The sequence below is a fragment of the Pseudoalteromonas sp. S1650 genome (assembly GCF_005887195.1).
In the GTDB taxonomy this organism is placed as follows: Bacteria; Pseudomonadota; Gammaproteobacteria; order Enterobacterales; family Alteromonadaceae; genus Pseudoalteromonas; species Pseudoalteromonas simplex.
In genome coordinates, this window is the sequence record NZ_PNDF01000047.1 from 39,365 (window position 1) to 53,634 (window position 14,270).

17 protein-coding genes are annotated in these 14,270 nt (G+C 41.0%); 12 read left to right on the top strand and 5 right to left on the bottom strand.

What is annotated here, in order from left to right; all coding sequences use genetic code 11:
* Window positions 1-28 precede the first annotated feature (28 nt).
* The 10 genes from ccmA to CWB80_RS14705 are packed head-to-tail and all read left to right on the top strand — an operon-like array spanning window position 29 to window position 7,744.
* Complete coding sequence (gene ccmA, locus CWB80_RS14660) at window positions 29-649, top strand: cytochrome c biogenesis heme-transporting ATPase CcmA (RefSeq protein ID WP_138599030.1); 621 nt, start codon at window positions 29-31, stop codon at window positions 647-649.
* Complete coding sequence (gene ccmB, locus CWB80_RS14665; RefSeq protein ID WP_054553246.1) at window positions 649-1,335, top strand: heme exporter protein CcmB; 687 nt, start codon at window positions 649-651, stop codon at window positions 1,333-1,335. The genes ccmA and ccmB overlap by 1 nt, the downstream gene beginning before the upstream one ends.
* A 1-nt stretch (window position 1,336) precedes the next feature.
* A complete protein-coding gene (locus CWB80_RS14670; protein ID WP_054553245.1) occupies window positions 1,337-2,074 on the top strand; it encodes a heme ABC transporter permease in 738 nt (245 codons plus the stop codon).
* Between the two features lie 2 nt (window positions 2,075-2,076).
* The gene (gene ccmD / locus CWB80_RS14675) at window positions 2,077-2,280 is read left to right on the top strand and encodes a heme exporter protein CcmD (RefSeq protein WP_054553244.1); all 204 of its coding nucleotides are present in this window, start codon (window positions 2,077-2,079) and stop codon (window positions 2,278-2,280) included.
* Window positions 2,277-2,756, top strand: a complete 480-nt coding sequence (ccmE, locus tag CWB80_RS14680) for a cytochrome c maturation protein CcmE (RefSeq protein WP_054553243.1) — start codon at window positions 2,277-2,279, stop codon at window positions 2,754-2,756. Before ccmD ends, ccmE begins: the two co-directional genes overlap by 4 nt.
* 1 nt (window position 2,757) lies before the next feature.
* Window positions 2,758-4,713 (top strand): heme lyase CcmF/NrfE family subunit, encoded by a 1,956-nt coding sequence (locus CWB80_RS14685; RefSeq protein ID WP_138599029.1) that lies wholly within the window; start codon window positions 2,758-2,760, stop codon window positions 4,711-4,713.
* On the top strand, window positions 4,710-5,279 hold the full coding sequence (locus tag CWB80_RS14690) for a DsbE family thiol:disulfide interchange protein (RefSeq protein ID WP_138599028.1): 570 nt from the start codon (window positions 4,710-4,712) through the stop codon (window positions 5,277-5,279). The genes CWB80_RS14685 and CWB80_RS14690 overlap by 4 nt, the downstream gene beginning before the upstream one ends.
* Entirely contained in the window at window positions 5,279-5,740 is a 462-nt protein-coding gene (locus CWB80_RS14695; RefSeq protein WP_138599027.1) for a cytochrome c-type biogenesis protein, read from the top strand. Before CWB80_RS14690 ends, CWB80_RS14695 begins: the two co-directional genes overlap by 1 nt.
* Complete coding sequence (gene ccmI, locus CWB80_RS14700) at window positions 5,741-7,003, top strand: c-type cytochrome biogenesis protein CcmI (protein ID WP_138599026.1); 1,263 nt, start codon at window positions 5,741-5,743, stop codon at window positions 7,001-7,003.
* Window positions 7,004-7,012: 9 nt separating this feature from the next.
* On the top strand, window positions 7,013-7,744 hold the full coding sequence (locus tag CWB80_RS14705; protein WP_138599025.1) for an MlaA family lipoprotein: 732 nt from the start codon (window positions 7,013-7,015) through the stop codon (window positions 7,742-7,744).
* Window positions 7,745-7,807: 63 nt separating this feature from the next.
* Here the strand turns inward: CWB80_RS14705 and CWB80_RS14710 are convergent, their stop codons facing one another.
* Window positions 7,808-9,031, bottom strand: coding sequence for an EAL and HDOD domain-containing protein (locus CWB80_RS14710; RefSeq protein ID WP_054553237.1), 1,224 nt, complete (start codon window positions 9,029-9,031; stop codon window positions 7,808-7,810).
* 370 nt (window positions 9,032-9,401) lie between these two features.
* On the opposite strand from CWB80_RS14710, the gene putP reads away from it, so the two are divergent.
* A complete protein-coding gene (gene putP, locus CWB80_RS14715) occupies window positions 9,402-10,913 on the top strand; it encodes a sodium/proline symporter PutP (protein WP_054553236.1) in 1,512 nt (503 codons plus the stop codon).
* Window positions 10,914-10,976: 63 nt separating this feature from the next.
* Here the strand turns inward: putP and CWB80_RS14720 are convergent, their stop codons facing one another.
* Window positions 10,977-11,279, bottom strand: a complete 303-nt coding sequence (locus CWB80_RS14720) for a YebG family protein (RefSeq protein ID WP_054553324.1) — start codon at window positions 11,277-11,279, stop codon at window positions 10,977-10,979.
* Window positions 11,280-11,525: 246 nt separating this feature from the next.
* Here CWB80_RS14720 and CWB80_RS14725 point away from each other — a divergent pair, with 246 nt between their 5' ends.
* A complete protein-coding gene (locus tag CWB80_RS14725) occupies window positions 11,526-11,819 on the top strand; it encodes a ComEA family DNA-binding protein (protein ID WP_054553235.1) in 294 nt (97 codons plus the stop codon).
* A 27-nt stretch (window positions 11,820-11,846) separates the two neighbouring features.
* Here the strand turns inward: CWB80_RS14725 and CWB80_RS14730 are convergent, their stop codons facing one another.
* The 3 genes from CWB80_RS14730 to CWB80_RS14740 all read right to left on the bottom strand — a co-directional run bounded on the left by CWB80_RS14730 (window position 11,847) and on the right by CWB80_RS14740 (window position 13,948).
* Window positions 11,847-12,149 (bottom strand): DUF6170 family protein, encoded by a 303-nt coding sequence (locus CWB80_RS14730; protein WP_138599024.1) that lies wholly within the window; start codon window positions 12,147-12,149, stop codon window positions 11,847-11,849.
* Window positions 12,149-12,667: a disulfide bond formation protein DsbB gene (gene dsbB / locus CWB80_RS14735; RefSeq protein ID WP_054553233.1), complete on the bottom strand. Its 519-nt coding sequence runs from the start codon at window positions 12,665-12,667 to the stop codon at window positions 12,149-12,151. The genes CWB80_RS14730 and dsbB overlap by 1 nt, the downstream gene beginning before the upstream one ends.
* A 129-nt stretch (window positions 12,668-12,796) precedes the next feature.
* The gene (locus CWB80_RS14740; RefSeq protein ID WP_054553232.1) at window positions 12,797-13,948 is read right to left on the bottom strand and encodes a chorismate mutase; all 1,152 of its coding nucleotides are present in this window, start codon (window positions 13,946-13,948) and stop codon (window positions 12,797-12,799) included.
* Window positions 13,949-14,270 lie beyond the last annotated feature (322 nt).

The window sequence follows — 14,270 nt, forward strand, 5'->3', positions numbered from 1 at the left end:
CTAATTTTGGGTATAGAGAATCATCATCTTGTTACACATTAAGGCCGTCACCTGCATCAAGCAAGATCGTTGTTTGTTTGCGGATCTTAATTTCAGCTTGAAATCGGGACAAATTATGCAGTTAGCTGGTCCGAATGGGGCTGGTAAAACATCATTATTGCGTATTATCGCGGGTTTCGCTATGGCGGATGAAGGTGATGTTTTGTTCCAAGATCGCTCAATTACAAAATACTATGATGAATATGCACAAGAGTTATTATTCATCGGCCATAAAACTGGGGTAAATACACAGCTTACCGCCCTTGAGAATGTCGCATTTTGGCTAAAAATTAATGGCTACGATAGCAAACAAGACTTGTATCCGATCTTAGCAAAAATAGGCTTGGTAGGTCTTGAGGATGTGCCTGTTCGTATGTTGTCAGCAGGGCAACAGCGCCGTGTCGCTCTCGTAAGACTGTGGTTAAACAGTGCCAAACTATGGATCCTTGATGAGCCATTTACAGCCCTTGATAAAAGCGGTGTTGCATTTTTACAAGAACGCTTTGTTGAGCACCTAAATGCTGGCGGCGCGATTCTATTAACCACCCACCAAGATTTAACGACACATTTTAGTGACCTACAAACAGTGACTTTGGAGTATCGCCACTGATGGTAAAACAGCATTCGTATTGGCAATTATTCTCTGCGGTTTTTTCTAAAGATCTTAAATTAGCGTTTCGTCAGCGTGCTGAAATCGTTAACCCTATCTTGTTTTTTCTTATTGTTATTACACTTTTTCCGTTAGCAATTGGCCCTGAACCCGGTCTACTTGCTCGTATGGCGCCGGGCATTATTTGGGTCGCTGCGTTACTCTCGACCATGTTAGGCCTAGATAAGCTATTTCGTGATGATTATCACGACGGAACACTAGAGCAATTAATTGCTTCATCATACCCTTTACCGTTAACTGTCCTTGCAAAAGTGGCAGCGCATTGGGTGATAACGGGGTTGCCTTTAGTGTTAATGACTCCGGTATTTGCTTTGTTATTGAATTTAGAAAGTTCAGCGCTTTTAGCAACCGTTCTGACCTTATTGTTAGGTACGCCATTGCTTAGCTTCATTGGAGCAATTGGCGCTGGACTCACTGTGGGACTACAAAAAGGCGGCATTTTAATGAGTTTGCTTGTTTTGCCTTTGTATATCCCTGTACTAATTTTTGCAACCTCGGCTATTGATACCAGCTCTATGGAGCTTGCCTATAGCGGACAGCTTGCAATCCTTGGTGCCATGCTAATCGTAGCGATTATAGCGGCACCAATTGCCATATCGTCAGCATTGAAAGTGAGTGTAAGTTAATATGTGGAAGTGGTTACATCCCTACGCAAAAGCAGATCGTGCTTACCAATTGTGTAACACCTTACTGCCTTATTTCGCCGTCGTTACGGTGGTTTGTATGATTGTTGGATGGGTCTGGGGGCTTGCTTATGCCCCAGCCGATTACCAACAAAAAGACAGCTACCGAATTATTTTTATCCATGTGCCTTCAGCTATTTTATCTATGGGCGCTTACTCTTCTATGGCGATTGCAGCAGTGATCGCACTAGTATGGCAATTACGTAATGCAGAACTTGCAGTGATTGCAATTGCACCTGTTGGGGCATGTGTGACAGCGATAGCATTAATTACCGGTGCAGCATGGGGTAAGCCTATGTGGGGCGCATGGTGGGTGTGGGATGCACGTCTTACCTCTGAGTTAATTCTGTTATTTTTATACCTTGGTGTGTTATCGCTTTATCATGCTTTTGAAGATAAAAAAGCAGCGGGGCGTGCTGCTTGTATCTTAGCCATTGTTGGGGTTATCAACTTACCGATTATTCACTTCTCGGTGGAGTGGTGGAATACCTTACACCAAGGTGCAACCATTACAAAGTTTGATACTAAAGCCATTGATCCAAGCATGTTTTGGCCATTAATGGTTAACATTGTTGCGTTTGCAGGTTTTGTTGGTGTGGTGACGTTAATCCGCCTTAAAAACGAAATTCTTCAACGTGAAAAGCATCGCCCTTGGGTGCGTGATATGGTTGAGCGAGGTTAATCATGCAGTTTGATTCTTTTGCAGATTTTATTGCCATGGGTGGCTATGGCTTTTATGTATGGTTGTCTTTTGGTAGCTGTGCATTAATTTTACTCGGTATTTTATTTAGTTCGTTAAACGATACAAAACGTATTTTCTCTTCAGTAAAGCAGCAAGCACAACGTGAAGAGCGCATTAAGAAAGCGAAGCAAGAGGCAGGGCAATGAATCCAAGACGTAAAAAACGTTTATTAGCAGTTGTAGCCATTATTTTTGGTGTGGGTGCAACGATTGGTTTAGTGCTGTATGCACTGCAAGAAAACATCAATTTATTCTATACCCCAAGTGAACTTGTTGATGGTAAAGGACCAAATAAAGAAAAACCGCATATTGGTCAAAAGTTACGTATTGGTGGCATGGTTGTACCAGGCTCAGTTGTTCGTGACGAATCAAGCTTAAAGGTAAGCTTCAAACTGATTGATAAAGGCCCTATGGTGACAATTAATTATCAAGGGATTTTACCGGACTTATTCCGTGAAGGCCAAGGGATTGTGGCGCAGGGCGTGTTAGTTAAAGCCAATGAAATTGATGCCTTTGAAGTACTTGCAAAGCATGATGAAGAATACATGCCTGCAGAAGTTGCTGAAGCAGTGAAGGGTATCAAGCACGAAAAACCGACGTATAACTTAGATAACGGCAATTAATATGATCCCAGAACTCGGTTATTTTTCTTTAACACTGGCCATGGTGCTCAGTGTTCTATTGTGTATTTTTCCTATGTGGGGGGCGCATACCGGCAATTTACGTTTAATGCGTGCCGCCCCATCACTGGCAATTGGACAGTTCGTATTTGTGCTTTTGTCTTTTGCGGCACTTGTTTATGCTAGTTTAACCGACGACTTTACTGTTTCGTATGTTGCTTATCATTCAAGTAGCACCTTACCTTGGTACTACAAAATAACCTCGACATGGGGTGGTCATGAAGGGGCGATATTACTTTGGTTAGTGATGCAAGCGGGTTGGACAGCAGTTGTCGCTATGCGTTCGCAATCATTACCTTGGGTATTACGTGCTCGTGTACTTGGTGTACTAGGCTTTTTAGGTGTTGGCTTTATGTTATACACCTTGTTAATGTCGAGCCCATTTGAGCGTTTATTGCCGTATTTCCCTGTCGAAGGTCGCGATTTAAATCCGTTATTGCAAGACCCGGGTATGATTATTCACCCGCCATTGCTTTATATGGGCTATGTAGGTTTATCTGTGTCATTCTCATTCGCTATTGCAGCGTTACTTACTGGTAAGCTTGATAATACTTGGGCTAAGTGGTCTCGTCCTTGGACTATGACAGCATGGGGTTTTTTAACACTCGGTATTACCATTGGTAGTTGGTGGGCATACTCTGAACTTGGCTGGGGCGGCTGGTGGTTCTGGGATCCCGTTGAAAACGCATCATTAATGCCATGGCTTGTGGCAACCGCATTGCTGCACTCATTATCAACCACCGAAAAGCGCGGTGTATTTAAGTCGTGGACTGTATTACTGGCTATTGCAGCATTCTCGTTAAGCTTACTGGGTACCTTTATTGTTCGCTCGGGTATCATTGTATCTGTGCATGCTTTTGCCTCAGATCCTAACCGCGGTATGTTTATTTTAGCATTCTTAGCCATTGTAGTTGGTGGTGGTTTATCGCTTTATGCACTGCGTGTTTCGCAGGTGAAAAGTGAAGGCCGTTATAAGTTTGCCTCACGTGAAGTTGCGCTTTGGTTAAATAATATTTTCTTAGTTGTGGCAACACTGATTGTATTGCTAGGTACATTACTGCCAATGATCCACAAAGAACTTGGCTTAGGTAGCATTTCGATTGGTGAGCCGTTCTTCAATAAGATGTTTGCTATTTTACTGGTACCGTTTGCCATTTTAATGGGTATGGGTCCGCTGTTACGCTGGAAACAAAATAAATGGTCAATGTTGCAAAACAAATTTGCACTATCGGCTGTTGTCAGTCTCGTGGCTACGGCAGCGTGGTTATATTCAAGTTACGATGTAATTGCGCCAATTACCTTTATTGCAACTGCGCTAGCGGTATGGATTGTTGTTACTACTCTGGTTGATTTAACGGCAAAAGTAACTATTCACAAAACCTTAGGCGAAGGCTTTAAACGTTTAGGACTAAGCTATTGGGCGATGGTATTAGGTCACGTTGGTTTAGCGTTCGTGATTGCAGGTGTAACGTTAACCTCTGCTTATTCAGTAGAGCGTGATGTATCAATGAAGCCGGGTGACACTGTGGCTTTAAATGAATACCAGTACCGTTTTGATGGTGTTAAGTCTATTCGCGGCGCTAACTATAGCGGCCATGCTGGGGTTGTCACTGTGCTGAAAAATGATAAACAAGTAACCGTTTTACATGCTGAAAAACGCCGTTATGACATTGGCATGCAGTTTATGACAGAAGCAGCTGTTGATGCTGGCTTTACGCGTGACTTATACCTAGCACTGGGTGAGCAATTAAGCCAAGGTGCGTGGTCGTTACGTATTTACCATAAGCCTTATGTTCGTTGGATGTGGCTCGGTGGTATCTTGATTTCACTGGCAGGCTTTTTAGTGCTTGGTGATAAACGCTATCGCCAAAAATCGACTAAGCAGGAGGCATCAGCATGAACCGTAAACTACTCGCACTAGCACCTTTACTGGTTTTCGTTTTACTGTGTGTGTTTTTATATCAAGGCTTGTTTGCTAACCCGCGTGAGCTGCAAACAGGGCGTATTGGGCAGGCTATGCCAGCTTTCAACTTGCCAGACTTGATGGATGAGTCAACGCGTTGGACAGATAGTGATTTAAAAGGTGAAGTTTACTTACTCAATGTGTGGGGCACATGGTGCCCGACCTGTTTAGCTGAGTTGGGCTATTTAACTGAGCTTAGAGAGCAGGGCGTTAAGATTGTTGGCTTATACTACGAGCAAGGCTACGACCCTGACTTTGATGGCCAGTTTGATATTAACGCACTACGCGAAGACGTTACCAGTATGCTTAATCGTGCTGGCGACCCATATCAATTCAATATCTTAGATTTAAAGCGCACATTGGCCCTTGATTTAGGGGTGTCTGGCGCGCCAGAGACCTTCTTAGTTGATAAGCAAGGCACCATTTTGCTGCACCATACCGGCGATATTAATCCGCGTGTGTGGCGAGCCAAATTCGCACCGTTAATGCAGGAGTTACAGTAATGAGACTCGTGATTTTTTTAGCAAGTTTGCTTATCACGTTTAGTGCATTTGCAGAGCAAGACAAGTATCAATTTGATGACAAAGAGCAAGCTGTACGCTTCAGTGAGCTTACCAAAGAGCTGCGTTGCCCTAAATGTCAAAACCAGAACATTGCCGATTCAGACGCGGTTGTAGCCAAAGACTTACGCGACAAAGTGTTAGCGCTGGTAAAAGATGGCAAAACTAAAGATGAAGTCATCGATTATATGATTGACCGTTATGGCTACTTCGTACATTACGATCCACCCGTAACACCCGCAACCTTAGTATTATGGGTATTGCCAGTATTGATTGTGGTACTTGGCTTTGGGTTTATTGTTTTACGCCAACGTAAGGCATCGGTAAAACAAACATGGACAGAGCAAGACGAGGCACTACTTGCAAAGTTAATTGAACAAAATCAACGTCAGGAGCAAAGCTAGATGGCATTAATGTGGGCTTCTTTTGTTTTACTCACGCTGGTTGCATTGCTATTTGTTGTCGTTCCTTTTTTTAAACGCGAACGTATTCAACGCCTTGATCACAATGCAAACTCGGAGTTAATCCGAATTTATCATCAACGTTTAGATGAGCTTAAAACAGACTTAGATAACCAACGTATTGATGCACAAATGCACGACGAATCAGTTATCGAACAAAAACGTCGTTTGCTCAATGAGCTGTCTCCAGAAAAAGCGCTAAATAGTAAAGGTAACAACCGTATTTTTGCCCTTACTGGCGCTGGCTTTTTAATTGTTTTAACGGCTATCTTTTACGGTTACACGGGTAGTCAGCAGCAAATAAAAGGCTGGCATGACGCGATGGCAAACCTTAAGTCGTATGGTGAACGTGCCGTAATGCAAGATGGTGAGCCATTGACACCGAATGAGTTGCAAGCATTTGCTTTAGCATTGCGTACCAAGCTTGATCAAAGTGGTGATGATGAAGTGGCGTGGATGCTGCTAGGTCGTGTTGCGATGTCATTAAATGAATTTGATATGGCGATGCAGTCATTTGATAAAGTGCTAAAAATGAACCCGGATAACAAGCAAGTGCTGATCAGCTACTCGCAAGTTCTGCTAATGGAAGGCAGTGATGTGAATATGTCACGTGCAGCAACGATGTTATCGAGAGTGTTAAAAGCAGAGCCGACTAATATTGATGCAATCTCATTGTTAGCTCTGATTGCTTATGAGCGCAAGGATTGGCTGCAAGCTAAAACTGCGTTTGAAGTACTGCTTGCAAGTATGCAGCAAAATGATCCGCGTTATAGCATGATTGCAGAGCGTATTGCTGAAATTGATGCTCACTTAAATAATCAGCAGCAAGTTACAAATACAGAAATTGCAAAAGCTTCACACAGTGAAATTCGCATCACAGTTGATTTAGACTCAGCTCTAGCAGATTCGCAGCCACAAAATGGCACCTTGTTTGTTTTTGCAAAAGCAGCCAGTGGCCCACAGATGCCATTAGCTGTGGTAAAAATGACGGAATACAGCTTTCCGCTAACAGTGACATTGAGTGATTCGAATGCAATGGTTGAAGGTCTGAATTTATCAAGTGTCGATAAAATTATTTTAACTGCGCGTTTATCAAAAGATGCAACTGTGGTAACTTCTAGCGGCGAGTTGGAAGGCAAGTCGGGTATTTTAGAACGTGCGAACGTTAAAGAGTACGCGTTGCTAATTAATGAGTTAATACCGTAAGGATAGCCGATGTTTAGGCACAGTATATTTTTTATCTTTTTTGTAGTGCTTGCAGGATGCGCACAAATACCCGAAGAAAAAGCGGATGAGCGAGATCCGTTACAGTCGTTTAACCGTCCTATGTATGATTTTAATATGGACGTGCTTGACGCCTATATTCTTCGACCAGCAGCTGTTGGCTACGTTACAGTAACGCCAACACCCGTAAGACGTAGCATTGTTAATTTTACCGATAACATCACCGCACCAACGGATATGGTCAATGCTGGTCTGCAGGGTAAGCCTGGTAATATGGGTATTAGCTTAGCGCGCTTTTTAGTGAACTCTACAGTAGGTCTACTCGGTTTTTTTGATGTTGCTTCATCGCTGGGCTTAGAAATTGTCGATGAAGATTTTGGCCAAACTCTTGGTGTATGGGGAGTGGGTGATGGTGCTTACTTGATGATCCCTGGTATGGGACCAAGTACCGCACGAAACCTAACTGGTGATGTTGTTGATAATTTCGTATTACCTGAAATAACACTAACAACACCTCAAACAATATTAGTGTTTGCACTTAAAGCGGTTGAAGCCCGTGCTTCATTAATGCCACAAGAGAGCCTATTAAATGAGTCGCTAGACCCTTATATCTTCATGAAGGATATCTACTTCCAGCGTCAACTATATGAGCTACATGATGGTAATCCGCCACTAGAAAAAGAACCAGATGACTTTGACGAAGACTTCTTAGAGAATCTTTAAAAGTGTTAAATAAAAATGCCAGCAATTGCTGGCATTTTTATATCGTTAAGGGATGGGTATTCATCAGTCCCCAAACACACTCATTTGGTCATTAGACCAACTTAATGCATCATGGTAAGCGTCCGGTACTTCTTCAGGTTTAAGTCCAAGTTGTTGTTGGATTTCTTTCGCTTTTTCCCAATTTGCTTGCTCATAAAATTTTACCAGCTTTAAATACGTTGCTAATAAGCCTTCATCTTTGAGTAGCGCATCTTTAATTTCAATAGTCAGCGGTAACTTGTTCATTACACTTGGCATATCTTCGTCGAGGATTGCATCCATTAACGACATCATACCCGTTAAAAATGCCATACCAGTATCTCGCATTTTGCCGTGGCTGATTGCCAATAATTCAGCAAACCGAGCACGGGTCAATGAAAGACGAATTAGTTCGGCTGGCTTATCTGCTGCGACTTGCGCTGCAAATAAAAGTGATAAGAAACGTTTAATTTCTTCACTTCCTAATACAATAAGCGCTTGTTTAATTGTGCTGATTTCAGCGCGACGTTTAAAGGCCGCTGAGTTTGAGTAGCGTAGCAACTTATAAGATAAGTTAACGTCACGTTCAAACACCTCAGTGATTTTTCTGAGGTTTAGATCAATACTCGATGTTTCATATAGAAGCTCGGCAAGAGCCATCTCTGATGGCGGCAAAGTTTTGCTTTGTACCATCTCAGGTTTTGAAAAGAAAAACCCTTGGAAGTAGCTAAAGCCCATTTCTAGGGCAAGCTGATACTTTTCGTATGTTTCAACTTTCTCAGCAAGCAACTTTATGTGTGGATACGGCTTAATAGCCTCGATGATCGCTTTTATTGAGTCTACATCACAAGTTAGAAAGTCAATCTTAATAATATCGATGTAAGGATAAAAGTGTCGCCATACAGGTTGGTGAATGTAATCATCAAGTGCAAGTATATAGCCTTTTTCTTTTAGATCTTTAACTAATGCCAGTAGACGTTTACCTGGTTGGATTGTTTCTAATATCTCTACTACCACCTGCTCTTTACCAAGTAAAAGTGGATAACCCTTTTGCAAGGTTTCTAGAGTAAAGTTGATATAAGCAGGTTTGTTATCCGTTAAATCCTCTAAACCAAAATTAAATTGGCTGCCTTCAATAAGTCGTGACGTTGCTTCATCGCCATCAATATCAGGAAAAACATTGTCTACGCCATCTCGAAATAAAAGCTCGTAGCCAATTAGTTTTTTATCCCTGTCTAAAATAGGTTGGCGTGCAGCGTAAAAATACATAGTCCAAACATGTCCACATCTGTTAATTCATTTACTTCTCGCAATATATTGCATTGTGCCTGAAATAGCATTAGCTAAATGTTCATTTGCGAGGAAAAGTTATTATTTTATTAAGAATTAAAGACTAGGATAATTTGCAGATAAATTCTATAACTTGCGATTAAATATAAGAAAAATGTTAGATAAAAGTTGAAAAATTGAGCTTTGTCATTTATCTGCTTGATTGGAGTTAAGGGGGGTAAGCATGATATAGTCGTGGGTGATATAGGTTTTTACCCCAATAATGTCTTTAAATTAAATAACTTGCGAGTCATTATTCGGATTAAAAGCCAACATTAAACAACTTTTGGAGGCTAATTTGGAAACAGGAATGATAATTTCGTTAGCATTGTACTTCATCGTCATGTTGGGGATTGGGCTATATGCTTATAAGCAATCTACCGACGATGTATCAGGCTATATGCTAGGTGGTCGTAATTTATCACCAAGTGTTGCTGCGCTTTCAGCTGGCGCATCTGACATGAGTGGTTGGCTGCTAATGGGCCTACCAGGTGCAATGTACTTGTTTGGTTTAAGTAAGGTTTGGATTGCCATTGGTCTAGTACTCGGTGCTTGGGCTAACTACTTCTTAGTCGCGCCTCGCTTGCGTGTTTACACAGAAAAGGCGAATGACTCAATCACCATTCCTGATTACTTCGCAAACCGCTTTGATGATAATAAGAATATTCTGCGTGTTATCTCTGCGATTGTAATCATTGTTTTCTTTACTTTATATACCTCATCAGGTGTTGTTGCAGGTGGTAAGTTGTTCGAAAACTCATTTAATATGAGCTACGAAATGGGTCTATACATCACAACAGGTGTCGTCGTGTTATATACCTTGTTTGGTGGCTTCTTAGCCGTGAGCCTGACTGACTTTGTGCAAGGTTGTATCATGTTTATCTCGCTGCTGGCTGTGCCAATTGCGACGTTTACCATGCTTGATCAGCCAGTTATGGATACACTTGCCAATGCACGCTATGACTTATTATTAAGCTCACCAAAAGAATCAGAAATTCATGCACTTAATATGATGGATTGGTTTGCAGGTGGTTCGACTATAGCGATTATTTCAGCAATGGCATGGGGCCTTGGTTATTTTGGTCAGCCACATATTATTGTGCGTTTTATGTCTGTACGTTCAGTGAAAGATATGCCAACCATGCGTCGTGTGGGTATGTCGTGGATGACGCTATCAGCAATTGGTGCTGTGCTAACTGGTCTATTTGGTGCTGCTTATATGCTTGAAAACCAAATGCCTATTGATGATAAAGAAACTATTTTCTTAGTGTTGTCTGAGCTTATCTTCCATCCTTTAATTGCCGGTTTCTTATTGGCAGCAATTTTAGCAGCAATTATGAGTACCATCTCTTCACAGTTGTTAGTGTGTTCAAGCTCTTTAACTGAAGATTTCTACAAAATTTACTTAAACCGTAGTGCATCTCAAAAAGAGCTGGTTTTAGTTGGTCGTATTAGTGTTATCTTAGTTGCCTTATTTGCTATTTACCTAGCTTATGACCGTAATAGCTCTATTTTAGACTTAGTAAGTAATGCATGGGCTGGTTTCGGTGCAGCATTTGGTCCACTGGTGCTACTGAGCCTTTACTGGAAACGCATGAACTTACAAGGGGCTATTAGTGGCATGGTTGTTGGTGCAGCAACAGTGCTGTTTTGGATATACGCGCCAATTACTATTGATGGCCAAGCACTAAGTGCAATCATTTATGAGATTGTCCCTGGCTTTATTTTATCAACAATAGCCATTGTTGTTGTTAGCCTTATGACGGCTGAGCCGAAAAAAGAAATTACAGACTTATTTGATGAAGTTGAATCGTCATTGTAGTTTTTGATTAAACACAAAAAAGGGCAACGGATGTTGCCCTTTTTTTATGATCTAAATTTGCGTTTAGCTTGCCGCTTTTTCTTTTATATCAGCAACGTTATCGTCTGACTTTGCTTTTTTAGGTTTAGCTGGCGCGTCTTTTGCACCTTTAAGTACCGCCATAAATTGGTCTTTTTCTTTTGCCATTTCAAGCGCCAGTGACTCAATTTGTTGCTCGCTTAATGGTACATCAACTTTTTCAAGCATAAGTTCTAATGACTCAGCAATGTCGAGCATTTTGTCATACGCATCAGCTTCTTTCTTAGTAGTAAACGTCATGCGCTCGACTCCGTTTCTTTCTACAACATATTTAACAACAACAGCCATGATTTCTCCTGCATTTAAGCCTGGCATTGCAGCGTAAAATCGCTGCTAAGATTACTGTTTTTATATACAGTAATGCTTCGAGCCTTACTTTGCAAGTAACTTGAGAAAATTTTTATTTAGTAAATTTGACAATACTTTGTGTATTAGCTTTATTTAAAATGTTACCCAAAGTTAAACACAAGCGATGGAGTGAGTGTTGGGTAATCGCTAACTATCAGTCCAAACAAGGGCGTCATGGAGGAAATTATGAAATTACTATCAAGTATTTTACTTGCCGCTACTCTTGCATTACTACCTGCTACACAGGTATCAGCCGAAACACCAACCAAAGCAACACAAGTTAAAATGCAAAAGCTGAGTATTAATAAAGCCAGCATTGAGCAGCTAACTCAATTACCGGGTATTGGTGAGTCAAAAGCGAAAGCGATTGTCGAGCATCGCACCAAGCAAGGCTCGTTTAAGTCGCTAGAACAATTAAAAGAAGTAAAAGGAATTGGTGATAAGCTATTCGCTAAACTTGAGGGGAAAATTACACTATAAATAGCAGGTTATCACCTATACAGGGCGTTATTCGCCCTGTTTAAATTCATTGATAGCCTTGTCTAAATGCGCTAACGCGAACATGTTTTCGATAGGTGTTGTGATAAGAGGGTAACTTAAACCTGCTAACAACAACCAAGGAATAAGCATCCACCCTTCAAAGTAAGCTAAACCTAAAAATAATGGCGTTAAAAAGGCAAGCTTACATACCGATAAAATGATCTTTTTGCTCGGGCTTAAATGAGCTAAAGCAAGAGCAATAATCTGCTGGCGTTGCCTTACTTTAAAGTTTTTTAAAGTAGGGATTTGGCTAGTAAAAAAATAAATCATTATAGCGACTTTTTGCTCACTAATCGGCTAACTAAAACAGCCACAAATACCACTGAAAATGCTGCAAAAATCACTTCCATCCATGCCGGCATGCTCATTGAAGCAAACTGCCAATCGATATTGCCACAATCACCAGTGGCAGCAAAGAAGCTAGGGATCCATTCATGCAAAGGCATAAAACTTGGGAAGTTAGGTTCAAATGCACAGCTAAATGCAAACGGGTCGGTATTGTTTTGCATTGCAATGTGTTCTTTAGCAATAAAGTAACCCCAAATTGCTGAGATACCCCAAGTGGCAAATGCGAGTAAGCGAACAACCATACTTTTTGGGTTAATCGCACCAATCACACCCGCTGCAAGTAAGCCTAAAACAGCGGTGCGCTGATAAATACACATGATGCAAGGCTCAAGTCCCATGTTGTATTGAAAAAACAATGCTGTGACTTCAAATGCGAGTGAAATAAACGCTAGTAATAACCAAGGTGTTCTTTTAGTTGCTAATTCTGCTAACCAATTCATGAAAGATCCAATTTCAAATTGTTTTCAAGATTATGCTTAGACAGGGCTATGGGTGCAAGTATCTAAGATGAAATTATACGAAAAAGGAGTCGACAGACTCCTTTTCATTAGTCATATCTAGGCAGGCTATTACACACTAACAGCCTGCAAAGACTCACTTTGGTAACAGCCTAATACACGTGTGTACTGAGTGTGTTCTTTCAGCTCTTCAAGCGCTTGCTTAACATGTAAGTCATCAAGGTTTGCTTCGAGGTCAACATAAAACACTTCTTCCCACGGATTTCCTGGTACGGGGCGAGATTCTAGTTTTACTAGGTTAATTTGGTGATGTTTAAAAATCATTAAAGCATCAGCCAATGAACCTGCTTGTTGTTTAGTCGCCATGATTAAACTGGTTTTGGTCGGAATTTGTTTCGATACTTGTAGCGGCTTACGGGCGACAACAATAAAGCGGCTGTGGTTTTCGCTTTGGTTTGCAAGGCCTGACTTAATTACTTCTAAACCAACATTTTTGCCAGCTTGAGCTGAGCCGATAGCGGCGCTATTTGCTGTTTCAACCGCAGATTGCAATGCGTGGAAGGTTGAATCACAGGTTTCATGTTGAATGTCACCTAGCCCTTGAATGAAACGGCTACATTGAGCAAAAGGTTGTGGATGAGCAAAAATTTTATTGATATGAGATAGCTCAGTACCTGGCATTGCTAATAAACAGTGCTCAACGCTATGGGTTACTTCACCTACAATTGATACTTGTGCGTGTTGTAATAAGTCGAATACTTCATTGATACTTCCTGAGCTGGTGTTTTCAATTGGCAGTAAGCCAAAATCAGCCTGTCCACTTTCAACTTTACCAGTGATCTGTTCAAAGCTAGAGCAACCCATTTCAATCACTTTGCCAGGGCGGCGGCTAAAATATTTATGGCAGGCTAGTTGGCTATATGAGCCTTGCCCACCCAAATACGCAACACGATGGCTTTCGCTCATAGCTTCTGGGTTGAGGTTCTTTTGCAGCATGGCTTGCTGGTTTAAAACTGAGTCTTCAAGAATAGTTTGAAACACATTATTAATGTAGTAAGCGTCAAGACCTAATGACTTACCATAACTGATTAGTTTTTCCAGTAGTGCTTGTTCGCGAGCTTCATCACGAATTGGTTTGTTATTGGCTATTTTATATTCGACTACGCTGTGGCTTATACGGCGTCTTTTAGCCAGTAACACAAGTAAGTCGGAGTCGATTTCATTTATATCGTGTCGTAACGCATTTAATGTATCAATGCTCATGTTGGTTTCCTCATTCCAAAACAGTGCACAAACAAAAAAGCCTCCCAAGAGGGAGGCTTTAGCTATTCGGTGAAATTATCTCGCAAACAGTTAAGCCTCCTCTATCTAAAGAAGCTAAAAAAAGAAAAATAAGTGCGAGAGATATTTTGTTTCATTGGACTAATGTAAAAATACTTCTATGTAAAGTCAACTGCATAAACATGCTATTTTGGACAAAGCGAAAGATTCCTCAGAAATTTCATTAATCTTCATAAAAAATTTATAAATCTAAAAATGAATCTGGTATATTTGTTTTTGCATAATAAATAATAACAATTATTAA